Origin of the sequence: Paenibacillus doosanensis, from assembly GCF_025060755.1 — a bacterium.
Classification (GTDB): domain Bacteria; phylum Bacillota; class Bacilli; order Paenibacillales; family NBRC-103111; genus Paenibacillus_S; species Paenibacillus_S doosanensis.
The window spans coordinates 1-23,671 of sequence record NZ_JANYUY010000020.1; the positions used below are offsets into that span (position 1 = coordinate 1).

The 23,671-nt window shown below is 55.5% G+C and carries 25 protein-coding genes; 10 read left to right on the forward strand and 15 right to left on the reverse strand.

Annotated features, from left to right (window positions below; translation table 11 throughout):
• Positions 1–604: 604 nt before the first annotated feature.
• Both N0M98_RS15525 and N0M98_RS15530 read right to left on the reverse strand, forming a co-directional pair.
• Positions 605–2,122, reverse strand: coding sequence for a sensor histidine kinase (locus N0M98_RS15525; protein WP_259618480.1), 1,518 nt, complete (start codon positions 2,120–2,122; stop codon positions 605–607).
• Entirely contained in the window at positions 2,119–2,805 is a 687-nt protein-coding gene (locus N0M98_RS15530) for a response regulator transcription factor (protein WP_249864193.1), read from the reverse strand. Before N0M98_RS15530 ends, N0M98_RS15525 begins: the two co-directional genes overlap by 4 nt.
• A gap of 265 nt (positions 2,806–3,070) precedes the next feature.
• Between N0M98_RS15530 and N0M98_RS15535 the strand changes: the two genes are divergently transcribed.
• Genes N0M98_RS15535 through galU form a run of 7 tightly spaced genes read left to right on the forward strand, consistent with a single transcriptional unit; the run spans position 3,071 to position 9,615 of the window.
• Positions 3,071–3,418: a hypothetical protein gene (locus N0M98_RS15535; RefSeq protein ID WP_259618481.1), complete on the forward strand. Its 348-nt coding sequence runs from the start codon at positions 3,071–3,073 to the stop codon at positions 3,416–3,418.
• A gap of 37 nt (positions 3,419–3,455) precedes the next feature.
• Positions 3,456–4,469 carry an FAD:protein FMN transferase gene (locus tag N0M98_RS15540; protein WP_259618482.1) on the forward strand — a complete coding sequence of 338 codons (1,014 nt, stop codon included), beginning with the start codon at positions 3,456–3,458 and terminating at the stop codon, positions 4,467–4,469.
• A gap of 31 nt (positions 4,470–4,500) precedes the next feature.
• Complete coding sequence (locus tag N0M98_RS15545; RefSeq protein ID WP_249864196.1) at positions 4,501–5,076, forward strand: ferric reductase-like transmembrane domain-containing protein; 576 nt, start codon at positions 4,501–4,503, stop codon at positions 5,074–5,076.
• A gap of 48 nt (positions 5,077–5,124) precedes the next feature.
• The gene (locus tag N0M98_RS15550) at positions 5,125–7,278 is read left to right on the forward strand and encodes a glycosyltransferase family 39 protein (RefSeq protein ID WP_259618483.1); all 2,154 of its coding nucleotides are present in this window, start codon (positions 5,125–5,127) and stop codon (positions 7,276–7,278) included.
• A 36-nt stretch (positions 7,279–7,314) separates the two neighbouring features.
• Positions 7,315–8,298: a glycosyltransferase family 2 protein gene (locus N0M98_RS15555; RefSeq protein ID WP_249864198.1), complete on the forward strand. Its 984-nt coding sequence runs from the start codon at positions 7,315–7,317 to the stop codon at positions 8,296–8,298.
• The gene (locus tag N0M98_RS15560) at positions 8,291–8,692 is read left to right on the forward strand and encodes a GtrA family protein (RefSeq protein WP_259618484.1); all 402 of its coding nucleotides are present in this window, start codon (positions 8,291–8,293) and stop codon (positions 8,690–8,692) included. The genes N0M98_RS15555 and N0M98_RS15560 overlap by 8 nt, the downstream gene beginning before the upstream one ends.
• Positions 8,692–9,615, forward strand: coding sequence for a UTP--glucose-1-phosphate uridylyltransferase GalU (gene galU, locus N0M98_RS15565; RefSeq protein WP_310943818.1), 924 nt, complete (start codon positions 8,692–8,694; stop codon positions 9,613–9,615). Before N0M98_RS15560 ends, galU begins: the two co-directional genes overlap by 1 nt.
• A gap of 84 nt (positions 9,616–9,699) precedes the next feature.
• On the opposite strand, the gene N0M98_RS15570 is transcribed toward galU, so the two are convergent.
• The 4 genes from N0M98_RS15570 to ald form a co-directional block, all read right to left on the reverse strand.
• Positions 9,700–10,527 carry a purine-nucleoside phosphorylase gene (locus tag N0M98_RS15570; RefSeq protein ID WP_259618486.1) on the reverse strand — a complete coding sequence of 276 codons (828 nt, stop codon included), beginning with the start codon at positions 10,525–10,527 and terminating at the stop codon, positions 9,700–9,702.
• 147 nt (positions 10,528–10,674) lie between these two features.
• Entirely contained in the window at positions 10,675–11,586 is a 912-nt protein-coding gene (gene xerD, locus N0M98_RS15575) for a site-specific tyrosine recombinase XerD (protein ID WP_259618487.1), read from the reverse strand.
• Positions 11,587–11,689: 103 nt separating this feature from the next.
• Positions 11,690–11,923, reverse strand: coding sequence for a DUF4227 family protein (locus N0M98_RS15580; RefSeq protein ID WP_249864202.1), 234 nt, complete (start codon positions 11,921–11,923; stop codon positions 11,690–11,692).
• Positions 11,924–11,970: 47 nt separating this feature from the next.
• A complete protein-coding gene (gene ald / locus N0M98_RS15585) occupies positions 11,971–13,122 on the reverse strand; it encodes an alanine dehydrogenase (protein WP_249864203.1) in 1,152 nt (383 codons plus the stop codon).
• Positions 13,123–13,336: 214 nt separating this feature from the next.
• Between ald and lepB the strand changes: the two genes are divergently transcribed.
• Entirely contained in the window at positions 13,337–13,888 is a 552-nt protein-coding gene (lepB, locus tag N0M98_RS15590) for a signal peptidase I (RefSeq protein ID WP_249864204.1), read from the forward strand.
• Positions 13,889–13,943: 55 nt separating this feature from the next.
• Here lepB and fur read toward each other — a convergent pair whose 3' ends face one another.
• The 4 genes from fur to N0M98_RS15610 form a co-directional block, all read right to left on the reverse strand.
• A complete protein-coding gene (fur, locus tag N0M98_RS15595; protein ID WP_249864205.1) occupies positions 13,944–14,393 on the reverse strand; it encodes a ferric iron uptake transcriptional regulator in 450 nt (149 codons plus the stop codon).
• A gap of 139 nt (positions 14,394–14,532) precedes the next feature.
• Positions 14,533–15,174: a stage II sporulation protein M gene (gene spoIIM, locus N0M98_RS15600; protein ID WP_249864206.1), complete on the reverse strand. Its 642-nt coding sequence runs from the start codon at positions 15,172–15,174 to the stop codon at positions 14,533–14,535.
• Between the two features lie 104 nt (positions 15,175–15,278).
• On the reverse strand, positions 15,279–16,466 hold the full coding sequence (locus tag N0M98_RS15605; protein ID WP_259618488.1) for an endonuclease Q family protein: 1,188 nt from the start codon (positions 16,464–16,466) through the stop codon (positions 15,279–15,281).
• Position 16,467: 1 nt separating this feature from the next.
• On the reverse strand, positions 16,468–17,034 hold the full coding sequence (locus N0M98_RS15610; protein ID WP_259618489.1) for an NUDIX hydrolase: 567 nt from the start codon (positions 17,032–17,034) through the stop codon (positions 16,468–16,470).
• Positions 17,035–17,236: 202 nt separating this feature from the next.
• On the opposite strand from N0M98_RS15610, the gene mciZ reads away from it, so the two are divergent.
• Positions 17,237–17,509, forward strand: coding sequence for a Z-ring formation inhibitor MciZ (mciZ, locus tag N0M98_RS33895; protein WP_434006888.1), 273 nt, complete (start codon positions 17,237–17,239; stop codon positions 17,507–17,509).
• Here mciZ and N0M98_RS15615 read toward each other — a convergent pair.
• On the reverse strand, positions 17,403–18,548 hold the full coding sequence (locus N0M98_RS15615; protein ID WP_259618490.1) for a DUF3866 family protein: 1,146 nt from the start codon (positions 18,546–18,548) through the stop codon (positions 17,403–17,405). The genes mciZ and N0M98_RS15615 overlap by 107 nt on opposite strands.
• A 300-nt stretch (positions 18,549–18,848) precedes the next feature.
• Positions 18,849–19,982 (reverse strand): M20/M25/M40 family metallo-hydrolase, encoded by a 1,134-nt coding sequence (locus tag N0M98_RS15620; protein WP_259618491.1) that lies wholly within the window; start codon positions 19,980–19,982, stop codon positions 18,849–18,851.
• Between the two features lie 68 nt (positions 19,983–20,050).
• On the opposite strand from N0M98_RS15620, the gene prli42 reads away from it, so the two are divergent.
• On the forward strand, positions 20,051–20,149 hold the full coding sequence (gene prli42 / locus N0M98_RS15625) for a stressosome-associated protein Prli42 (protein ID WP_249864211.1): 99 nt from the start codon (positions 20,051–20,053) through the stop codon (positions 20,147–20,149).
• Positions 20,150–20,179: 30 nt separating this feature from the next.
• Here prli42 and N0M98_RS15630 read toward each other — a convergent pair whose 3' ends face one another.
• From N0M98_RS15630 to N0M98_RS15640, 3 genes are all read right to left on the reverse strand, one after another.
• Positions 20,180–21,547, reverse strand: coding sequence for a dihydrolipoamide acetyltransferase family protein (locus tag N0M98_RS15630; RefSeq protein WP_249864212.1), 1,368 nt, complete (start codon positions 21,545–21,547; stop codon positions 20,180–20,182).
• Positions 21,548–21,646: 99 nt separating this feature from the next.
• Complete coding sequence (locus N0M98_RS15635) at positions 21,647–22,627, reverse strand: alpha-ketoacid dehydrogenase subunit beta (protein ID WP_249864213.1); 981 nt, start codon at positions 22,625–22,627, stop codon at positions 21,647–21,649.
• Positions 22,627–23,640 carry a thiamine pyrophosphate-dependent dehydrogenase E1 component subunit alpha gene (locus tag N0M98_RS15640; RefSeq protein WP_249864214.1) on the reverse strand — a complete coding sequence of 338 codons (1,014 nt, stop codon included), beginning with the start codon at positions 23,638–23,640 and terminating at the stop codon, positions 22,627–22,629. Before N0M98_RS15640 ends, N0M98_RS15635 begins: the two co-directional genes overlap by 1 nt.
• Positions 23,641–23,671 lie beyond the last annotated feature (31 nt).

Sequence of the window (23,671 nt, forward strand, 5' to 3'; positions counted from 1 at the left end):
CAATTCGGACGCCTCCAAGTGCAAGGTTTTTCACGGGTTAGCCTTCGTTTTCCTTGCACCTAAATTCGACAAAAGAGGCGCCAAACCCTTGTTACTGTTGAATTTTTGATTTGTTCAGCAAGCCCTATGTTAGATTTTTTTCCCGCTTCGGAGCGTTTAGGCTCATCCAAGCATCAGAGCCAAACTGAAAATCATCTCCCAACGGCATAAAACGCCGCCTCTTGCACACGGTCCTGCAGCCTGGAACGGGCTTGCCTCGTCCGCTCATAGTCATGTATATGCGCAAAGACGGCTTGTCATACTATAAAAGCTTGTTCCACGATAATCAAGCAGCTGCGGAGGTGACTTCTTATGTCGGATAAGCAACAAGGACACGGCAACCAAAACACGACGACCCGTACAAGCGACAAGGGCGCTAAAAAATCTAACAAACGATAAGCGAAGGCGCGGCGGAGCAAGGCGTGTTCCGCCGTCCATCGCGGCTGCTTGCAGCAAGCTTAGAGATAACAAAAAGAACCTGGCTTCCGTGACGGTGCCAGGCTCTTTTTGTTCATCGCTGCGGGAAAACGATGCGCTTGGGTATTGCAGAGCAAGTCCGGGAAGGTCATGCCCTGCCGTCTTCCGGTTCCTTCGCGCGTTCTTCCTCCTGCCCTTCATAATGCTCGGGAATCCAGATTCGAAATGCGCTTCCGCGCCCTACTTCGCTCTCAACGTCGATGGTTCCTCCGTGTATCTCGGCAATGGTTTTCGTAATGGATAGACCTAAGCCTGCGCCGCCGTATCTGCGCGCGCGCGAAGTATCGATCCGGTAAAACCGGTCGAACAAATGAGGAAGATGCTCTTCCGGTATGCCCGAACCGTTATCCCTCACGGTCAATTCCACTCCGCCCCGGACGCGCCCGAGCTCAACATCGATATGACCGGTCGCGGGATTCGTATGCTGGACCGCATTATGGAACAGGTTGAGCACGACCTGCTTCATTTTATCCTGATCGAACATGCAAGTCATATGCGGCTCCAGCTTGAAGCCGACCGAACGCTCTCCCGCCAAAAGCCGCAGCTGCGGCTCCATGCTTTGGATGACCAAGTCGAGCTCCCCCTCCTCCAGTTGAACCGTTGGGGAACGGTCGAGCCGCGCCAGCAGCAGCAGATCCTGCACCAGCTTATTGATTCGCTCGGATTCCGAATACATGCTGGATAACGCTTTATGCAGCTGATCGGGCTGGCTAGCCGCGCCGCGCAGCAATATTTCCAGAAACCCGTGGATCGAGGTGAGCGGCGTCCGCAGCTCATGCGAAGCGTCGGCGATAAACCTGCGCATCCGTTCCTTCGCTTCTTTCTCCGCCTCGAAGGAGGCCTCCAGCCTCTCCAGCATATGATTGAAGGAAAGGGAGAGCTTATCGATTTCCAGTTGGTTCTGCCTCTCGGGCAGCCGTTCGTCCAAATTGCCGGCATCGATCCGTTCTACGGTTCCGACCATTTTGGACAACGGCACCAGCGTCCGCTTCAATACAGGCAAAAACGTAAACAAGCCGAACACAAGCGCGATCGTCGCCAGTGCAATGAACGTCAGCAGCTGGCCAAGCAGCACTTCCTTCATCGGTGCCGTCCAGGAGCTGACCTGGACGAGCCCCGTCGTCTTGCCCCTGCTGTTGATCTGCTGGAGCACGACGAGCTGCTCGACGCCGTCAGCGCCTTTGACGATCAAATAGCGAAAATCCGGCTTGCCCTGCAGCGCATTTTCATACTCTTCCTGCGAAAGCTGGACGGACGCTCCGCTGTCCGGCGGTTCTACAATAAGAGTATATTTCCCTTCCGTATCGATAAAGGCTACCGAAGAGTCGGGCGAGAAAAACATGAGCCGCATCGGCGGATCTCTTCGAGCTCCCTGATTGTTGTTGCCGCCCATCATAGGCCAAGCTTCTCGAGGTATGGACATAATCTGGCTGTGGATGCTCTCGGCCTTGTTTTTATAAATAAACTGCTTCATGTACAAATATTGAAAAAAACCGATAAGCAGCAGCAGGCAGGCCAGTATGAGCAAGGACCGCGATAAAAGCTGGTAGCGCAAAGAGCGCGGAGCGATAAAGCGGGTTATGCTGCCGATGGCTTTTTGCTTCATGGCAAATCGACCCTATACCCCGCCCCGCGCAAAGTACGTATCAGACGGTGCTCCTTGTCGCTCAGCTTGTCCCTCAAGGAGCGAATATACACCTCGACGATGTTTTCTTCTCCTCCAAAGTCATAACCCCATACTTTATCCAATATTTTACTTTTGCTTAACACAAGCCCGTGATTTATGACCAGAAACGACAGCAGCTCATATTCGGTCGGCGACAGCTCAAGAACCCGGTTATCGTAGCTGATTTCCTTGCGGCGGTCGTCGATGCGAAACGGACCGATCACTACCTCGCCGAGCAAATTCGGAAAGTGATTGCGGATTCTCGCATGAATGCGGGCCAGCAGCTCTTCAAAGCTGAAAGGCTTCACCATATAATCGTCCGCGCCCAGCGTAAGTCCTTTCACCCGGTCTTCGACTTCCTCTTTGGCCGTCAGCATGATGACCGCGATATTCTCCGTTTTCTTCAGCATACGGCACACCTCGAAGCCGTCCATGCCCGGCATCATAACGTCCAAGATCGCCAAATGCGGCTGGAACTGTCTGGCGACCGTAATAGCCGCAAACCCGTCTTGGGCCGTTTCCACATCAAAGCCCTCGTTTTGCAGCCCCAGCTCCAAAAATTGCAATATATTAGGTTCATCGTCTACCAATAAAATTTTAATTCCTTTTAACTGATGGTTCATGCCCAATCCCCCCGAATTCCATTGTACACCATTTTTTCCGAATTGCCTTCCTATTATCCGACACCGAGCTGAATACCGTCTGAAGCTAAGCTGAACGCCCGCTGAAAATGTTTCGCCCCCGCGTCCTTCGGCATTCTGCGGTCCGGGAAGACGCTTCTCAGCAAACATTCAGCGCAGACTCAAGTTGGATTAAGGTTGCTGATTCATAATGAAAATCACTTGGAAGCAATGTATTGCAGCCGCAATCAAAATGAGGTGTTCCATCATGAATAAGTCCAAATGGTTTAAATGGAAGATCGGCGCCGTCAGCGCATTATGCATGGGAATCGTCTTCCATCAAGTGAAAGCAAGCCCGGCCTTTGAGTCTGCTCACGAAAAGGCGGTTGCCGAAAAATCAGGCGCTGCCGCCCAGGAGCAGTCATCGGACAAAGCGACAGGACAGCCGCAAGTAAAGGGTCTGGATCGTGCGACCGGCGATGCGCGTTCCCGCAATCATCGCGGAATCGCCGGCGGAGACGCCTCTTCCGAAGGCGGACAGAGCTGGAGCGGCTCGCCGGGAAGCGGCGATCCGTCGCCGCAAACACGTACGCAAACGCGCACGGGACGTTCTTGAAAATAAGGTATGAAGCGATGCGAAGGAGGAGTACACAATGACCGACACGACGGATCAAAGCAGCTTCATTATGCACCGGTTCCGCTTTCGCGCAATGGGCTCCAACGTTGAAATAGCCGTACGCTGCGAACCGGCCGATATTCAGCGCGTCGAACAATTGGCCAAAGACTGGTTCGAAGCGGCGGAAATGCGATTCAGCCGGTTTCGCCCCCATAGCGAGCTTTCCTGGTTAAATCGCTTGGAAGGCGGGCGCTTCCTGATTTCCGACGCCATGCTGGAGGTGCTTCTGCTCGCCGAAGCATTCCATCTTCAGACTGAAGGGACTTTTGACCCGTTTATATTGAATGCACTGCGCCATGCAGGCTATGATCGGACATTCGATGAAGTCAAGCGGCGAACCGATCCGCCGGCAAGCTCAGCCCCGGTCAGGCCGGACACCAAACGGCAGCTGCTCGTTGATCCGGTCATGAAATCGGTCAGGCTTCCGCTGAACATGGAGATCGATCTGGGCGGTATCGTCAAGAGCTGGACCGTCAAGCGTCTGGAAAGCTATTTTCAGGATAAGCTGGCCATTACCCGCGGCTTCATTAACGCAGGCGGCGATTTGACCGTCTGGAGCAAGCCCCGGGATGAGGATGAGCCTTGGCTCATCGGGATCGAGAACGCCTGGAAGCCTGAAGCCGATATCGGGACGCTCGCGATTTCGAACGGTTCCGCAGCCACATCAAGCAAGCTGGGAAGGACATGGCCGGCGGCAGACGGAATCATGCGTCATCATCTTATCGATCCGTCCACGATGCGGCCGAGTCAAAGCGACGCAGTGCAATGTACGGTCAGCGGCTGGGATATTATCGGCTGCGAGATATGGGCCAAGACGATCTGTATTTTGGGAGTAACCGAAGGGCTATCCCTCTTGGCCCGCAATAGCCGCAACTATGAAGCGCTGGTATTTACCGATAAGCATGAGGTCGTCTACTATGGCAGCAAGCTGTCCCTCGGCAAGCAGTGGAACGGTCTGACGATCGACCACTATCATTACGCGGATGCATAAATCCGCTGATTAACAGAATGGAGAGATACCTATGGCGGAATGGATAGCCGCTTGGCCTTCTTGGCAAATCATTCGCACACTGGGCGTTATCGCCTATATGCTGCTCGCAGCCGGCATCTGTCTGGGCATTGCGTACAGCTTCCCGATCTGGTCCGGCAAACGGAAGGCGGCCTTATACAAGCTGCACATGTATGTCACCAGCACCGCGATGATCCTCGGGTTACTGCACGGCAGCATCACCGTCATCGACGCCTACGCCCCGTTTCAGTGGAGGGAAGTACTTGTCCCGTTTACGGCCAGATCTTCACCGATGCTGACCGGGATCGGATCGCTGTCCGAATACGGTTTGCTGCTGGTCATATTCACTTCGGATTTTCGCCATAAATTGAAAAAGAAGCTGTGGCGCTGGATTCATTTGTTATCTTATCCGATTTTCGTCATGTCGTTCGTACACGGTTATTTCCTCGGAACCGATACCGCTTCGACCGGGATACGCTGGATGTATTTGCTCACGATCATGGCTGTGATCGCGGTGACGCTGACCCGTTTTCTCGCTTTTCCGAAGCAGGGCGAGTCTATGAGCTCGAAACGCAAATGGGCCTCATGACTTCCGGCATATAGAAGCTTAAATTGACAATCAGGAGTGGAATTCGAGATGAAACGACAACGAACCCGGAAAGCGGATATGGTTCTTCTTGCTATTGCGCTCCTGTCCGCTTTTCTTAACCTGTTCGATATATGGAAGGAAAACTACGTCAATGCTTATTACACTTCCGCCGTACGCAGCATGCTGCAAAGCTTTCACAACTTCTTCTACGCATCGTTCGACCCGGCGGGATATGTTACGGTCGACAAGCCTCCGGTAACCTTCTGGGTACAAACCTTCAGCGCCTATTTGTTCGGGCTTCACGGCTGGAGCGTCATCTTACCGCAGGCTTTGGCCGGCGTAGGCTCCATTCTGCTGATTTACTTTCTCGTCAAGCCCTCCTTCGGCTTGGCGGCGGCCCGGCTCGGCGCTCTGGCTATGGCCGTCACTCCCGTCGCTGCGGCGGTTGCCAGAACCAATAACGTGGACAGCCTGCTCGTCTTCACCCTTCTGGTTGCCGCCTGGCTGTTGTTCAAAGGCGTGCAGAAGCAGAAAGCAAGCTGGATGATCGGCGCCTTCGCCGTCATCGGCGTCGGATTTAATATGAAAATGATGCAGGCTTATATGGTCGTGCCCGCCTTCGGCTTATTGTATTTGCTCGCCTACAAGGTAAACTGGAAAAAGAAGCTGAGCATCGGCGCCGCCGCAGCGGCCGTGCTCCTGCTCGTGTCGATGTCCTGGGCCGTCGTCGTCGACTCCGTTCCCAAGGAAGAACGCCCGTATATCGGCAGCAGCCAAACGAATTCGGTGCTGGAGCTGGCCTTCGGTTACAATGGGATTCAGAGGCTCACCGGACGGGGCGGAGGCAAAGACGGCGGAGGCGCGATGAACGAGAACCGCTCGCCGGGGGAACGCCCGCAGAGCGGGACCGACGGCGAACGCCAGATGGGATCGCAGGCGGAACGCACGGCCGGCGGCAGCCAAAACGGGCAAATGCAGGAGCGCCAGGATGGCGGAAGCTCATTCGGAGTTCAGCCCGGACAGGATGGCGGCGCTCAACCCGGGCGGCAGCAGCCGGACGGCGCACGCGGCCAGATGCCCGATGCTCCCGCAGGCGGGACGGACGGCCGCATGAACGGCGGCCCTATGGGCGGAGGTGCCGGAGGCGGCGGAGGCATGTTCGGCACCGGCAATCCCGGCCCCCTTCGCCTGTTCCAATCCGGGCTGTCCGGTCAAGTCAGCTGGCTGATCCCTTTCGCGGCCTTCGGATGCGTCGGCCTGCTGGCCGGGATGCGAATCCGCAGAGGGTTCCGCTTCACGGATCAGCAGAAGCAAACCTTGTTCTGGTTAAGCTGGCTTATCCCCGGCATGATCTTTTTCAGTGTTGCAGGCTTCTTCCATCAATATTATCTCATCATGCTGGCTCCTCCTGTCGCGGCGCTCGTCGGAGCGGGCTGGACGCAGCTGTGGGGTCTGTACAAGCTGCGCTCAGGCTGGGCGTCCTGGCTGCTTCCGGCGGCGGTGCTGGTCACAACGGCGGTTGAGACGATCGTGCTGTATGAAAATCGTCAAGCTATCAGCGCCGTCTGGATGTACGGCGTCGGAGCGGTCGGCGCCGCCGTTACTCTTGCCCAGCTTGTGGTAAGACGGAAACAGCCGTCTTGGACCTACTATACGGCCCTGGGCAGTCTGTTCATCCTGCTGATAGCGCCTCTGTACTGGTCGGCAACGCCGATCCTGTACGGACAAAACAGCAAGCTGCCGCAAGCCGGCCCTCAAGCGTCCGGCGCCAGAGGCGGCATGCAGCCGGGTGCCGGCGACGATCAGGTCAATGCGAAGCTGATCGAATACTTGACCAGCCACAACACGGGCGAAACGTATTTGTTCGCCACGACCAACGCGACGACGGCGGCACCGTATATTATCGAAACCGGCAAAGCGGTTATGGCCATGGGAGGCTACAGCGGCAGCGACCCGATTATGACGGTCGACAAGCTGAAGCAGCTGGCGGCAAGCAAGCAGCTCAAATACGTCCTGCTTTCCGGCGGCGGCTTTGGCGGTCCCGGAGGAGGAGGCAGCTCCGAGGCGCTGCAGTGGATCAAGGAGAACAGTACTGTAGTGCCGCAATCCGAATGGCAATCCGCGGCTCAGGACGAATCCTCGGCGGGCGGGCGATCGTTCGGAAGAGACGGCAATATGACTTTATACGAACTCAAATCTTGACGGCCGATAGCCGCGTAAAGAAGGAGGCGCAGGAAAATGGGCGCACAGATACGCTATTCCGTTGTTATTCCGGTATATAACGAAGAAGCGGTCGTTCACGAGACATACCGCCGCCTCAAAACGGTCATGAACGGCATGGGCGAAACGTACGAGCTGCTCTTCGTCAACGACGGCAGCCGCGACCGGACGGCGGAAATCTTGATGGAATACAGTCAGATTGACGATACGGTGAAGCTGCTCGATTTCTCCCGGAATTTCGGACATCAGATCGCCATTACGGCGGGCATGGATTATGCGGCCGGAGACGCCGTCATCGTGATCGACGCGGACCTCCAGGACCCGCCTGAGCTGATTCCGGATATGATCGCCAAGTGGAGGGAAGGCTTCGACGTCGTCTATGCCAAACGGACGAAGCGCAGAGGCGAATCTTGGTTCAAAAAACTGACCGCCCGGATGTTTTACCGCCTCCTCCGTTTATCGACCGATATCGCCATTCCGCTGGACACCGGAGATTTCCGGCTGCTCGACCGGCGGGTGTGCGACGAAATGAAACGGATTCCCGAGAGCAACCGCTTCGTGCGCGGACTGGTCAGCTGGATCGGCTTCCGGCAGACGTCGGTCGAATACGAGCGGGATGAACGCCATGCCGGACAAACCCATTATCCGCTGAAGAAAATGCTCAAGCTGAGCTTGGACGGCATCACTTCTTTTTCCTACAAGCCGTTGAAGCTGGCCGGCTATCTCGGCTTCCTGCTTTCCGTCTCGGGCTTCATGTATATGCTGTACGTATTTTACGCGAAGCTGTTTACCGACGCCGCCATTCCCGGCTGGACGTCCATCACGATTATTCAGCTGATCTTTAACGGCTTTATTCTGATCATTCTCGGTATCGTCGGCGAATATATCGGACGCATTTACGACGAAACCAAAGGACGCCCTCTTTACATTATCCGGAAAAGCAGCGGCATCGATATTAAGCAGCATCGGCTGCCGAAGGCGGCGGGGTCCGGCTATGAATAAACCGTATGTCCGCTTTCTAAAATTCAGCGCCGTCGGGGCGATGAATTCCTTAATCGACCTGGCGGTATTTACCGTTCTGACGTATTTTCAAATGTATTATCTCGCTGCCCAATGCATCTCGTTTTTGTGCGGCGTGCTGAACAGCTATGCGTTCAACCGGTCGTGGACGTTCCAGCGCACCGGCCGCATCGATCGCAGGGAATTCCTGAAATTTCTGACGCTGAATACAGCGGTGCTGCTCCTGACTTCAGGCGTGCTGTCTTTCCTTTATGCGCAGCTGGATTTGCCGCTGCTCGTCAGCAAGCTGGGCTCTGCCGCCGCGGGCGTCTGCATCAACTTCGCCGGAAGCCGGCTCTGGGTGTTCCGATTATCTCAAGATAGGAGTGGACCATGATGAAGATTAGAAAAGCCGTCATTCCCGCAGCCGGGCTCGGCACCCGCTTTCTTCCGGCCACCAAGGCGCAGCCCAAGGAAATGCTGCCCATCGTCGACAAGCCGGCGATTCAATATATCGTCGAGGAAGCCGTTCGCTCCGGCATTGAAAGCATTATTATCGTCACCGGCCGCAACAAGAAATCGATCGAGGATCACTTCGACAAGTCTTACGAGCTCGAACAGACGCTGCTTGAGAAAGGCAAGCACGGCCTGCTGAGCGAAGTGCAGCGCATCTCCGACATGGCTGCGATTCATTATATTCGGCAAAAAGAACCGCTTGGACTCGGTCACGCCATCCTGTGCGCCCGCCAGTTTATCGGCGACGAACCTTTCGCCGTTCTGCTCGGCGACGATATTATGGTGTCGGAGAAGCCGGCGCTGCAGCAGATGATCGACGTGTACGAAACCTATGACGCCCAAGTGGTTGGGGTGCAGTCCGTCGAGCTGACCGATGTGAGCAAATACGGCATCATCGCCCCGGCCAACGCCTATCAGCCGGTATACGAGGTCAAGGATTTGGTGGAAAAGCCGCAACCGCAGGACGCGCCCTCGCAGATTGCCGTGATGGGACGGTATATTTTGAAACCGTCGATTTTCCCCGTCCTGGAGCAAATCGACCGCGGCGCGGGCAACGAATACCAGCTGACGGACGCGCTGCGGGAAGCATGCCGGCGGGAGCCGCTGCTCGCCCTGGATTTGACGGCGGACCGCTACGACATCGGCGATAAATTCGGCTACATGAAGGCGATCGCCGAAATCGGCTTGCGGCGCGAAGAGCTTCGCCCCCAGCTGCTCGCTTATTTGAAGGAGCTGGTGCGGCGGGAATCGGAGAAGGAACGGCTGCAGCTCCGCTATCGCGGCCATTCGATCGAGGTGTATTAATATGAACATGTCAAAAGGACGAAGAGCCGCCCTTCTATCCAAGAAGCGGCATCTTCGTCCTTTATCCTTGCTATGGCGTGCGCTTTACAATTTGCCTACGATACCCAATATGAGCTGGAGAAACTTCGGCTTCACGCGTTCCGTCGTCTCCATCACTTCCTCATGCGACAGCGGCTGATCCAGAATGCCTGCGGCCATATTGCTGATGCAGGAGAAGCCCAGCACTTCGATACCCGCATGACGGGCGACGATGACTTCGGCCACTGTGGACATTCCGACCGCGTCGGCGCCGAGCGTGCGCATCATACGGATTTCAGCGGGTGTCTCATAGGACGGACCGAGCAGGCCGATGTAGACGCCTTCTTGCAGCTTCACGCCCTGCTCCGCGGCAACCTCCTTGGCGGTTTGACGCAAGGCACGGCTGTATGCCTCGGACATATCCGGGAAGCGCGCGCCCAGCTCGGGGTAGTTCGGTCCGATGAGCGGATTGCGGGACGTAAAATTGATATGGTCCTTGATCAGCATCAAATCTCCCACTTCATAGGACGTATTGATGCCGCCGGCCGCATTCGTTACAATGAGCTTCTGCACGCCCAGCTCTTTCATTACCCGCACAGGGAACGATACGACGTCGACCCCGTACCCTTCGTACATGTGAAAACGTCCCTTCATCAAAAGCACATGCTTGCCTTGAATCGTGCCGAGCAGCAGCTCGCCTGCATGTCCTTCAACCGTCGAAACCGGAAAGTGAGGGATGTCCTCATACGAAATTACCGTTGCATTTTCCACCAGATCGGCGATAACTCCAAGACCGGAGCCGAGAATAAGCCCGATTTGCGGGGCATCCGCGTACTTGCTGCGAATATAAGCGGCGGCCTCTTTAATGTTGTTTAATATGTTGGAGTTTTCCATCGTTTTCTACCTCTCCTTGATCGTGTTTTAAGGTTTAGTGATTGATTAGAGCGCCATCCGCTCTCATGCTGCCATCTTATGTATTATCGCAAATCGACCGTTCGTTTGCAAAAGAAACAGCCTGCTCTCTGCAAGCAAGCTGCCCTGTTACCGGTCGGCCGCGTCCCGCTTCGCTCGGGGATGAGCCTTATCGTATACTTCCTTCATTTTCCCCCGGGCTACCTGGGCGTAAATTTGCGTGGTAGATATGTCGGCATGACCGAGCATTTCCTGGACCGACCTCAAATCCGCTCCGTTCTCCAGCAAATGCGCGGCAAACGAATGACGCAGCGTATGCGGCGTAATTTCTTTGACGATTTGCGTTTCGGCGGCATAGCGCTTAATAATTTTCCAGAAGCCCTGCCGCGTAATCCGGGTGCCCAAATGATTGACGAACAGCGCTTCCTCTTCTTTCGATTGCTTAAGCAGTTTCGGACGCATCGTTTCAATATAACGTCCGGCATATTCGGAAGCGATTGCTCCGAGCGGTATAATCCGCTCCTTCGCCCCCTTGCCGATACAGCGGAGAAAGCCCATATCAAGGCGCACATGCTCCACGTTCAGCGATATGAGCTCGGAAACGCGGATTCCGGTGGCGTAGAGAAGCTCCAGCATCGCCTTATCCCGCATACCGTTAGGCGCGGAAATTTGCGGAGCGTCGAGCAAAGCTTCCACCTCCCGGATCGTCAGCACCTGGGGCAGACGCTTTTCTATCTTCGGCGTTTCTATATGTACGGTAGGGTCTTGATCCAGTCGACGCTCTCGAACCAGAAACTGGTAAAAAGCCCTTAAAGACACGATAGTGCGGGATTGCGTCGCTGCGGCTCGGCCTAATCGTTTCAAGTGCAGCAAATAATTTGCGACTTGCAATTTTTTCGTATCGGCGAGAGAGGCGATGCCTTGCGATTGCAAATAATCGAGATACTGGACGATATCTCTTTCATAGGAATCCATCGTATTTTTCGCCAAACCCCGTTCGTCGGATAAAAACCGGACAAACGAGTCCAATTCCTTTTTCATGCTAATTTCCCTTTCTATGTCAGTCCCCGTGTTTGCCCGTGTTTGCACAGTCAGTTAGTAAATTCAACGCGCGCGAAAAGAATCCTGCTTGCGCTTCAAAAGCTTATTCTCCGATCCAGTAAAAAAGCTTCAAACGTTCGCCCATCGGAACGCTGTCGCCGAGCGGAACATGCTCCTGAAACACTTTGACGGCCCTGCCCTCGGGCTGCTTGTACCTCTCGGCGGGATCGATCCAGTGACTGACGGCAAGCAGCATATGATACAGCGCATACGTGAAGACGATAAAGACCGCGGCAAATTTCGCCCGTTCCACAAGCTTGCGAAAAGAAAAGATCATAGCCTGTACCTCCCTCTTAAGGTTAGACTATGATCGATAGGGGTCAATTATGATGGATCGTTCATCGTGGTTACGAGCAGCCGGTCCAGATCGATATAAGCCCCTCCCACCGCTTCCGCGACGGCGGCATGAGTGATATTCCCTTGGAACGTATTGACTCCGCGCTTCAGCTCCGGATGCACCATCAGCGCATGGACGACCCCTTTGTCGGCCAGCTCCACCGCATAGTTCAGCGTCACGTTCGTCAAGGCCAGCGTAGAAGTGCGCGGCACGGCGCCGGGCATATTGGCTACGGCGTAATGGATGACTCCGTGCTTGACATAGACCGGATCGCTGTGCGTCGTTACGCGGTCTACGGTGGCGATCGTGCCGCCCTGGTCAACGGCTACGTCGACAATCACCGCTCCCGGCTTCATCTGTTTGACCATATCCTCGGTCACCAGCTTGGGCGCTTTGGCTCCGGGTATCAGCACCGCGCCGATCAGCAAATCCGCTTTTTGCACGGCGCTTGCGATGTTGTAGGGATTGGACATCAGCGTGCGGATGCGGCCGTGGAACACATCGTCGAGGTAGCGCAGCCGCTCCGCGTTCCGGTCGATAATGACGACATTCGCTCCCAGCCCCAGCGCCATCTTGGCCGCATTCGTGCCGACAATGCCTCCGCCCAAGATGATGACGTCCGCAGGCGGAACGCCCGGGACGCCGCCGAGCAGAATCCCTCTGCCGCCGTAAAACCGCTCAAGGAACTGCGCCCCGACCTGAACGGACATTCTCCCGGCCACCTCGCTCATCGGCGTAAGCAGCGGCAGGCTTCCGTTTGCCAGCTGAATCGTTTCATAAGCGATCGCCGTTACTTTACTGTCCACCAACGCTTCCGTCAGCGCCGGCTCCGCCGCCAGATGAAGATAGGTGAACAAAGTCAGATGCTCGCGGAAATACCCGTACTCGGAAAGAAGCGGCTCCTTCACCTTCATGATCATATCCGACTGCGCCCAGACATCGGCCGCGTGTTCTACGAGCTCTGCGCCCTCTCTCGCGTAATCCTGATCGCTAAACCCGCTGCCTTCTCCCGCACCCGCTTCGATCAAAACCCTGTGCCCGTGCTGATGAAGCATCCCGGCCCCTCCTGGCGTTAAGGCGACGCGGTTCTCGTTGTTCTTGATTTCCTTGGGTACTCCGATAATACGCTGTGTATCCATTCTTGACCGCTCCTTCATCATAGCGTTCGTGCAAGCTCCTATGCGTTAATTTCCCCTGCAACAGGGCAATTTAACCGCCTGAGACCGCGTCAGTGAACTTGGCCGATGATTAGGCGCCGTCCGTTTGGAGAGAGGCCAATCATCTCCTTTGGCTCTTTGCGCAGCCTCATGGTATACTCTATTCAGCAGTTCAATTCGGGGAAGGGGAACGATCATGAAAAATTTAGGTGCCGAGATTCGAAGCTGGGCAGGTTCTATAGGGGCTGCCATCGTCTGCGCGCTGCTTATAGGCATATTCGTTATACAGCCGACCAAGGTGATGGGGCATTCAATGGACCCGACGCTTCACGACCAGCAGCGGATTTTTATCTCCAAGCTATCGCATACGTTCCGGTATGAGCCCAAATACGGCGATATCGTCATTATCGACAGCCGCGTAGACCGCAGCCGCACTCTTATGGACGATATTGAAGAGCATCCGCTCATTTCTCTGTTTACAGGTGAAGGCGAGAACGAAATTATTTATGTCAAGCGGGTCATCGGCAAGCCGGGGGACGCTCTTGAGTTTAAAGACCATAAGGTTTACCGCAACGGCGAAGCGCTGGACGAGCCTTATCTTAACGAAACGATGAATTATTCCAGCAACGAGAAGCTCGTTGTTCCCGAAGGCCATATTTTCGTCATGGGCGATAACCGCAACAACAGCAAGGACAGCCGCAGTATCGGATTCATTCCGCTCGATCATGTGCTCGGAATCAAATTATAAGGGAACGTAAAAAACCTCCTGTCCCGTTGGCAACGGAATGGAGGTTTTGTTCGATTTAGCTTTTGTTTTTATCCCTGCAGCGGTGGCAAATTCCTTGAAAATCGAGACGGTGGTCCAACACCTGGAAGCCGTACTCCTTCTCAAGCCGCTCTTCCAACGGAGTCAGCCAGTCTTCCATTATCTCATCCACGGCGCCGCATTGCACGCAGATCAAATGATGATGATGATGATGATTGCTGTCGCTGCGCAAATCGTAACGGGCTACGCCGTCGCCGAAATTCATTTTCTCGACTACATGCAGTTCGCTCAATAATTCAAGCGTCCGGTATACGGTAGCGAGGCCGATTTCGGGAGCTTTATCCTTTACGAGCATAAATACGTCTTCCGCGCTCAGATGATCTTCTTCGTTTTCAAGCAGCACACGAACCGTAGCCTCCCGTTGAGGAGTTAGCTTGTAGCCCTGTGACTGCAGCTGTTGTTTGATTTTTTCAATGCGAGATTCCATGCTACTCCCCCTACGGGTTTTGCCCAATGCAAAACCTGCTGCGTAAGTCTGCGCCCAGAGAAATGAACAAAAAAAGCTGTAACAGCTTTTGGGGCTTCATCTTACATTATAGGTGGTGGTCGGCCGGAAAGTCAAACATTTAAGGAGACATTGTCATCAGCATCGGCGTTACCCATTTCATCATGACCGGCGAAACGTAGGCTTCGAACATCGCCACCCCGGCCAGCAAAGCGCCCGACAACAGGATCGTAGCCGAGTAACGCATAAAGGGCTCGTAGAACGATCCCTTGCGCATCATAAAACGGTGTTTCACCATGTGAATCGAGAAGGCCATCGCGGTTACGCTGCATACGATAAGAGCCGGAATAATAACGATATTTTGCGGCGCCACCGATACGAGCGCGAACAGCAGCCCTTTCCATGACAGCTGTCCGACCAGGTAACCGACGGAAAAGCCGACCAGAACCCCCTTGAGAAAATCAAGAATCAATATAAGAGGAAGCCCGATCACGGACATTCCGAGTATCCATATGATAAGAATCCATTTGATATGCAGAGCGAAGGATTGCTCGAACGATTGTCTGACATCCGTAAAATCGCCCTGTTCGACCGAAGAAAAAAAATTGCTCAAATACCGCATCATTTCCTGCTTTTGTTCCAAAGACAGCGCATTGACCATGACCGCTCCGAATACGACTCCTATTATAAAAATGATTCCGACAAAAACGTACAGCGACAGATGCTCCTTGATATAGAGCTGTAGCGAACGATTACGGTTCATGCTGCATTCCCTCCCCTGCATCATTAGTACAAGCATATGAGAGGGAAGACCGCGATATGACCGTAAGATGCCGCCCGCGTTTCGCCGCTTCCTCGCGTTCGCCGTTATTTGCCGGCTACTTTGCCGTATTTGCCGCCGCCGCCGACCTCCAGCACGAGCTTATCCTCGCGCGCCTTCATGATGAAGTCGGCGATGTCCGGCCCCGCCGTGCGCTCCAGATCTTCCCGGGCGACGCGGTGCAGCAAATTCATCTCGGTGCCGTATTCCGCAAGCAGCGCATCCAGCTTTTTCGGGCCGAGGCCGGGGATATATTCGAGCGGCACCTGATAATAATAGGGCGGCCGGTTTTGCGGCACGAACGGCCCGGTTTCCTTGCGGTCGCTAATGTCGAGGATGCGGTCCATAACGCCGCGGACGATCTTGGCGCTTCCGCAGTCCGGGCATCGCTCCGGGGCCAGTTCTCCGTCGCCGGCAACGGCGTTGCAGACGGAGCAATAGGTGCGGTGGTATTTGCCAAGCCGCGGATTCAGCCCGTAATTGGCCAGTACGCCTCTGCCGTTCTTTCCGGCCAGCGCCTGCCGCAGTTCGGCGAAGCTCGGTTCGGCGAGCTGGAGTTTATTGTATTCCCTGCCGATTTTGGCCAGCGAATGGGCATCGGAATTCGTCAGGAACGTATAGCGGTCCAGCTCCGACAAATAGCCGGCCATTTGCGAATCGGCGCTCAAGCCGAGCTCGACGGCGTCAATGCCGTCCAGCTCCAGCAGATGCTCCATCCGCGAGGAGCTGCTGCCGTAGACGCTCTTATGCGGCGTGAAAATATGAGCCGGAACGAACAGTCCCCCGCGGCCAAGCACTTCCTCCTGAAGCACCCTCGCCGGCACGTAAATGCGCTGCGAGCTGAGCCCGACATTCTTCATATGCTTGTCAAGCCAGCCGGTAAAAGCCTCCATCGCTTCCAGCGTTGGCATATAAGCAAGCAGATGGGCCGGGCCCATGCCGGGGTCGCGAACCTCGATTTCACTCCCCAGAATGACGGTGCTCCGGTGATAACGGATGCCGCCCCCGGGCAGTTCCTCCATCTCCCCCTGCTCCAAATAATGGCGGATGTCCTTCTGTACGGAAGGAGACTGGCAATCGATAATGCCGATCATATCCATCCCTTTGCGGGAGGAAGCTTCGTGAGCGATATTATAAAAAGTTAACTGGTCCGATGCGCTGATTTTTACGGCCTTTCCTTCTTCGGTTCGTCCAATGTGAATGTGCAGATCGGCGTAAAACGGTCGCAATGTCATCTTAGAACCGCCCCGTCAGCGTATAAGCCTGCCAGGCGTACACCGCGGTAATCGTCTTCGCGTCGCTGATACGCCCCTCCCGGATATATTGCTGCGCTTGTTCGAGAGTGAGAGCCTCGCATTCGAGAAACTCGTCGTCATCGAGACGAACCTCGCCTTTGGTCAGTTCCTCCGCCGCGAACAAATGCAGAATTTCATCGGCAAATCCCGGCGACGTGTAAAAAGAACAAATAGGCCGAATCGTGCCCGCACGATAACCGGTTTCTTCTTCCAGCTCTCGTATCGCTGCCTCCAGAGGCGCTTCTCCCGGATCGAGCTTGCCTGCCGGAATCTCAACCTGGCTTTTCTCCAGCGGCTTACGGTACTGCTCGACGACCAGCATCTTGTCGTCCTTCAGTGCCAACACGGCCACCGCGCCCGGATGCTTGACGATTTCTCTCTGTGCGGTTTCCCCGTTAGGCAATCTGACCGTATCCACTTGAAGAGAGATGACTTTTCCTTGAAAAACCGGCTGCGAGGAGATCGTCACTTCCTCGAATTTTTTGGCGTTATGCTTTGTCTCGCTCATGAAGCTGTTCCTCCTTATATGTTTAGGCAGCCGAAGCAGCGCTTCAGCCGCGGATATCTATAACTGCTTTCCTGTCTATTATATCATATTCGCGCATTCATAGTTTTCCCGGTAAGGTTTAGCATATCTTGTCCTTGGGCAGCATAGGGTGTATCAGGTGAAATCAATTCGGGAAAAGAGGGAACAATCTATGAAAACGTATATGTCCGAAAAGCAAATCCGTCTGGTAGGCCGCGTTTGGGAGATTCGCCGTTATTTGAAAATGGCTCAGCAGCATTTGACGACCGATGTGAGCCTGCTCGCCTTCCTGTCGCAGCAGACCGGCCATTCTCATCAGCGTGCGGGCGGATTGATGCTGGACGGAGAGCTTACCCTTCCCGCCTGCTCCGAAGGCTCCACGCCCTATCCGCCGCAGCGCCAATCGCCGCAAAAAACGCCGGATCTTCGCGTAATCCCCTTCCCATCGAAACAATAGGCTCTCCGTACGCCTCAAGCGCCGCGAGCCATTCTTCCTCTCCCGCCGGCTTATGCCAGGTTACGGTATGCTTGCCGCCCAGCCCCGTCCGCTCGATCTGCTGCCGCAGCGCGGCGCCCTGGGCCGAAGCCAGCTCAGGCAGAGCCAGCTCGGCGGGGAGCAGAGCAATCTCCAACAGGGCGGTGATCGTATGATGGCTGATTCCCTGATGCCGTTCGCGCCGGTCGGCAAAGCCGATTCGGGGAATTGCCACCGGTCGTCCGTGAAGAAGCCCCGCCGCGTTGATCAATTCCCCGGCCTCGGTACCGCTAAAGCCGAGCAGCGTATTCGTGCCGACCGTGCCGGGGCCGGGAAGAACGATAGCCAGATCCGCAGCCAGAATATGTTTGGCCGCAAGCAGAGCCGTAAATTTGTTCACCGTCTCCACGTCGCCGCCGTAAGCCTGGCCGTAAGTGACGGTACCGTCCAGCCAGCCGAGCTGGCGGAGACGACGCACATGGTTGCTGAAGGCAAGCGGGAGCGCCCCGCCGTCGGTCATAATATAAGCGATGCGCAGCTGTGCCGATTCGCGGTGCATTCGCTGCCGGAGGCGGCCGATCGCGGCCGGAAGCATGCTGTGCAGCTCGCCGATCAGTACCGGCATGCCTTCCAGCGAACGCTTCCCGGCAAACACCTCATGGTGCGGACTCGCAGGCTCCTCCGCCGCCAGTACCGGACGTTGGAGGGACGTATATTTGAGCTTCATAATATGACCCGGGCCTCTTTCCGTTTGATCTTCGGCAGGCAACCCGCCGGCGCGGGAAGCCCGCGACAGCAGCGCATGGACAAAATGCACGCCGCCGGTGCCGAGTCCGAGCTTACCGGCCGTCGTATTCAGCAGCACCCGATCCCCCGGCACAAGAACGGGGATCTGCTCGCCGTAATGAATCGCCGGCCCGACCGAGCCATCCTCGCAGCGCACAACTACCACCTGCTTTCCTGCCGCCGGCCCTTCCGTCTCCGCCGCTTCGATCACTTCCGCCGCCACCCAATCGATCACTGCGAACCTCCCCTTACCCGTTCCTGTACTCTATCATCTCCAATATATGCCGCCAGCCGTATCGGCATGAACAAAACGCAGCCGTTAGTGAGTCGTACACAGGATGCGCGCTTCCCATCATTTTATCCCACTAGGGCTATCGCTATATTGGCGTTAATATGCTAAAATAACCCCACAAAGTGAGGCCTTGGCTTCGAAGCTGATTCAGGTACTTTGCGGGGAGCCCCGAAATTTGTAAAATCTGGCTGTCAAAAAAACCGCCACCTGTGAAAGTGACGGTTCCGCATGATGCTATTGGTTTTAAGAACGGGCGACCTGGCGGATCAGCTGCACGACGACTTCGGCGACTTTGACCAAATCCTTGATCGCGATATTCTCCTGCGTCGTATGGATGTTCTGGTAGCCTACAGCGAGGTTCACCGTCGGCACGCCCAGTCCGTTGAAGACGTTAGCGTCGCTGCCTCCGCCGGTATGGAACGTCCGAGGCTTGCAGCCGACTTGCTCCAGCGCCTGCATCGCAGTCTTAACGACCGGAGCGCTCTCGTCGTACATATAAGCGGGGTAGATCACATCGGCCTGAAAATCGACCTCCGCGCCCATCTCGGCAGCGACGTCGATGCACGCCTTGCGCATCGCTTCCACCTGGCGGTCGAGCTTCTCCTGCACGATGCTGCGCGCTTCGCCTTCCAGCTCCACGCGGTCGACGACGATATTCGTCGCGCCGTTCACGCCGCCGGCGAAGCGTCCGATATTCGCCGTCGTTTCCTTGTCGATGCGGCCCAGCGGCATTCTCGCCACCGCTTTGCTGGCGACGGTAATCGCGCTTACGCCCGCCTCGGGATTGACGCCGGCATGGGCGGACCGCCCGGTGAAGGCGATGTTGATTTTGGCTTGCGTAGGCGCGGCCACGGCAATGGCGCCGACTTCGCCGTTTGAATCGAGCGCGTAGCCGAAGTCCGCCTGGAGCCGCCTTGCTTCCATCGCCCGCGAGCCTTTAAGCCCGGATTCTTCTCCCGCGGTAATGACGAATTGAACTTGACCGTGCTGAATATGATGCTCTTTCAGCACGCGAATCGCTTCGAACATCGCGGCAAGCCCCGCCTTGTCGTCGCTGCCGAGAATCGTAGTTCCGTCGCTGCGGATGATGCCGTCTTCGCCGATGATCGGCTTGACTCCGCGGCCCGGCGTCACCGTGTCCATATGCGACGTGAAGAACAGTCTTGGGCACGCTTGTTCGCTCGTTGCCGCCAGCGTGCAGATCAGATTGCCGGAACCGTGTCCCGTTTTGGCCGCGGAATCGTCCTCCTCCACCGTCAATCCGAGGGCGGCGAATTTCTCCTTCAGCACCCGGCTAATTTCCTGCTCGTGGCGGGTTTCGCTGTCCACCTGCACGAGTTCGATAAATTCGTCGACCAATCGTTTTTCCTGAATCATCTCTTTCCTCCTATGTACCATTTAAGTTAAAATAGAATTGCTTGTACCGCAATAAAGAGGAGTTGATTATGATGCGCAATAAATTACTGTTTAAAATCATCGTTTATGTGATGCTTGGCTGCATGCTGTTATCTTCGATATTATTTACCGTTAACATGTTTATTTAGTCCTAGCCCGATTCATGCAAAAAGAAACCGTCAATACAACTTGGTTTCCTGATTGTACGATTCCATGTTTTCCTTCACGCGCTGCAGGAAGCGGCCGCATATGACCCCGTCCAAAATACGGTGATCCAGGGACAAGCACAGATTGGCCATAGAGCGGACCGCTATCATGTCCTGAATGACGACAGGCCGCTTCACGATCGATTCGAACGTAATAATCGCCGCCTGAGGGTAGTTAATAATCGGCTGCGTCGAAATCGACCCGAACGAACCGGTATTGTTGACGGTGAAGGTACCGCCCTGCATATCGTCGAGCGACAGCTTGCCGGCTCTGGTTTTGCGGGACAATTCTTCGATTTCCCGCGCTATCCCGGCGATATTCTTCTGATCGGCGCGTTTGATAACCGGCGTTAAGACCGAATCCTCCGTCCCGACGGCCAGCGAAATGTTGATGTCCCGCTTCACGATAATTTTGTCGACCGCCCATACGGAGTTCATGATCGGGTAATCCTTGATCGCGCTGACGACCGCCTTCATCATAAAGGAAAGATATGTCAGATTGACGCCTTCCTGCCGTTTGAATTCATCCTTCAGCTTATTGCGAAGAAGCACCATATTCGTTACGTCGACCTCGATCATCATCCAGCCGTGAGGAATTTCCGTTACACTCTGACGCATGTTCCGCGCGATTGCGCTGCGGATCGGCGTCACATCCACCAAATATTCTCCCCTGCCTTCAAGCGGCTGCCCCTCCACTTCAATCCGCGGCAGCGGCGGATTTTCCGACAGATGGATTCCCGTCGAACGCAGCGGCCCCTTCGGAGGGCTGGAGAGAAACAGTTCCTCTTGCGCCTTGGCGGCAGGACGCTCGGACGGCGCCGGCGCAGCAGGCTGTTGCTTTGGAGCGGCGCCGGCCCGGCCTTGGCTTCCCGAAGCGACGAACGCCTCGATATCCTTGCGCGTAATTCTTCCGCCGAGCCCCGTGCCCTGAACATCCTCCAAGCGAATCCCATGCTCGCCCGCCAGTCTTAACACGGCCGGGGAGTAGCGGCTGCGCATCGATTCGTCCGACCCGGAAGACGGATCTTCGGCCGCTGTCTGAGAATGGCCCGCCTGCGGCGTCCCTGCCGCTTCAGCCGAACCGGAAGACGGCTCCTGTATGAGGCAGATCGCTTCGCCTACGGCCGCCGTCTCTCCTTCGGCTACCAGCAGCTTGGTTAGCCGTCCGGCTACCGGCGAGGGCATCTCCGTCGTCACCTTTTCCGTAATCAGTTCGCACAATACGTCGTACTGCTCTATGTAATCGCCCGGCTGCTTCAGCCATTTGCCGATCGTCGCAGAGACAAGACTCTCCGCAAGATGCGGCACAGTAACTTCGGTTTCCCGTTGGTTTTCGGTCATTGGGTTCATTTCCTCCTATAACAATGTGATGAATAAAACCGCTATAAGCATGAACTGAGCTTTGCCGAAGCAAAACTCAGTTTCATCATGCGGGCCGTCTTAAAATGCGGCGAGTTCTTCCATCGCAGCTTTAATTTTGTCGGCGCTGAGCAGGAAATATTTTTCCATGCTGGGGTTCATCCCTACGGCAGGAACATCCGGCGCGCACAGACGCTTGATCGGCGCATCCAGCTCGAACAGCAGCTCTTCGGCGATGATGGCCGAAACCTCGGAGCCGACGCCTCCGGTTTTATTATCTTCGTGAACGATCAGCACTTTGCCTGTCTTCGCCGCGGCCGCCAAAATAGCTTCCTTATCGAGCGGTTGAATCGTCCGCAGGTCGAGAATATGCGCGCTGATTCCTTCCTTGGCCAGCTCTTCGGCCGCCTGCAGCGCATACTGCACGGTCAGGCCGTAGGAGATGACGGTAATGTCCGTCCCTTCGCGCTTCACATCGGCTTTGCCGATCTCCACGATGTACTCGCCGTCGGGAACTTCTCCGGTTACGCCCAAATAACATTTTTTATGTTCAAAATAAAGCACGGGATCTTCGTCGCGGATCGCCGCCTTCATTAGCCCTTTGGCATCGTAAGGATTGGAAGGGGCTACGATCTTTAAGCCCGGCGTTCCGAAAAACACCGATTCCGGACATTGCGAATGATACAGCGCCCCGCCGCTGGTCGCCCCGTACGGAGCGCGAACGACGATCGGACAGTTCCAGTCGTTATTGGAACGGTAGCGGATTTTGGCCGCTTCGCTTACGATCTGGTTCGTCGCCGGGAAGATAAAATCGGCAAACTGCATTTCGGCAATCGGCCTCATCCCGTACATGGCCGCCCCGATAGCGCTGCCTACGATCGCCGACTCCGACAGAGGCGTATCCAAAACGCGTTCCTCACCGAACAAATCCCGCAGTCCTTTGGTAGCGTTCAACACGCCGCCCTTGCCGACGTCCTCCCCAAGAACGAATACATTATCGTCCCGTTCCATTTCTTCCTTCATTGCGGAACGAATGGCTTCCAAATAACTGATGACCGCCATTACCGCACCTCCCCTTCTTCCGCATACACATGGCGCAACGTATCCTCGGGCAGCGGATAAGGAGCCTGATCGGCGTACTGGGTCGCTTCGTTGATTTCCTGCTTCAACTGCTCGGCCAGCTCGGCTTCCTGCTCCTCGCTCCATAAGCCGCAATCGGTCAAATACTGTCTATATTTAGGAATGCCGTCCTTCGCCCGGTTGGCCTCGACTTCTTCCTTCGTCCGGTACAGCATATCGTCGTCCGACGTGGAATGCGGGGAAATCCGGTACATGACGGACTCGATCAGCGTCGGCCCCTCGCCGCGCACCGCGCGCTCGCGCGCTTCCTTCACCACCCGGTACACTTCCAGCGCATCGTTGCCGTCGACCTTAATGCCCGGGATGCCGTAGCCTGCGCCGCGTTCCGCCACGCTTCCCGCTATTTGTTTATGCAGAGGCACCGAAATGGCGTATTGATTGTTTTGGCACAAGAAAATAGCAGGAAGCTTATGCACGCCGGCAAAATTCAAGCCTTCATGAAAGTCCCCCTGATTGCTCGAGCCTTCTCCGAAGGTCGCGTACGATACGAAGTCCCGTTTCTTCATCTTGGCGGCAAGAGCGAATCCGACCGCATGAGGAACCTGGGTCGTGACCGGGCTCGATCCGGTAACGATATTCAGCTTCCTGTGACCGAAATGGCCCGGCATTTGCCGGCCGCCGCTGTTCGGGTCTTCGGACTTGGCGAAGACGGACAGCATCAATTCCTTCATGGTCATGCCGACGGAGAGAACGAATCCATAATCGCGATAATAAGGCAAAAAGTAGTCCTTTCCTTTCTCCAAAGCGAATGCAGCGGCAACCTGAGTAACCTCTTGCCCGATACCGGATACGTGAAAAGCGATTTTACCGGCACGCTGGAGAAGGTATGATCTCTCATCGAACTTTCTTGCTTTCTGCATAAATCTATACATATCGACTGCCTGTTCGTCAGACAATCCAAGCTTGCGATGCTTCATAAGCTGGCCGATGGACATGGGTTCAACCCCCTTGTTCAATTGGAATTAT